This window comes from Bradyrhizobium diversitatis, from assembly GCF_016031635.1.
GTDB classification, from domain to species: domain Bacteria; phylum Pseudomonadota; class Alphaproteobacteria; order Rhizobiales; family Xanthobacteraceae; genus Bradyrhizobium; species Bradyrhizobium diversitatis.
In genome coordinates, this window is the sequence record NZ_JACEGD010000129.1 from 1 (window position 1) to 612 (window position 612).

A 612-nucleotide genomic window follows, 5' to 3' on the forward strand; every position below is an offset into this window, starting at 1 on the left:
GGCCGCGTCGAGCTCGACACCAATCCCGTCGAACGCGCGATCCGTCCCGTCGCGCTCGGCCGCAAGAACCACCTGTTCGCCGGCAGCGACGGCGGTGGGCATCGCTGGGCGGTGATCTGCTCTCTTATCGCGACCTGCAAGCTCAACGACGTCGAACCTTACGCCTACCTGCGTGACGTGCTGCAGCGGATGATCGACGGACATTCCGTCAACCGTCTCGACGAATTGCTGCCGTGGAGCTGGAAGCCGGCCGACCATGTCAAGACCTGATGCCATGTGCAGCGGCCGGACGCTTACGAACGCCCGATTAGGAAGGCTCTTCAAATCGGGCTTCGAGAAACCGGTGCACGAGGATAGCCGCCGTGTGGCCGAATCCGGAGCCTGGTGCAACGACTTAGGCGTTCGTTGCCACACAGGAGAGCTCCAATGAAGCTTTACGTTGGGTTGGACGTCGGTCTTGAAGAAACCAGTCTTTGCATCGTCGATGGCGAGGGTCTCACCATTCGCGAGGTCAAGGTTATGACCGATCCAGCGGCGATCCGCTCCGCAGTAGAGGGCTACGCGGATCGCCTCGAGAGAGTAGGAGTCGAGGCGTCATCGCTTGGCATCTGG

Annotated in this window: 1 protein-coding gene and 1 pseudogene; both read left to right on the top strand. The window is 61.4% G+C overall.

All coding sequences use genetic code 11. The features are described 5' to 3' along the window. Positions 1 to 270, top strand: a 270-nt coding sequence (locus H1B27_RS39760; RefSeq protein ID WP_197969788.1) for a transposase domain-containing protein, incomplete at its 5' end; no start/stop codon positions are given. A gap of 156 nt (positions 271 to 426) precedes the next feature. Further along, positions 427 to 612 (top strand): annotated as a pseudogene (locus H1B27_RS39765) (IS110 family transposase); the annotation flags it as partial.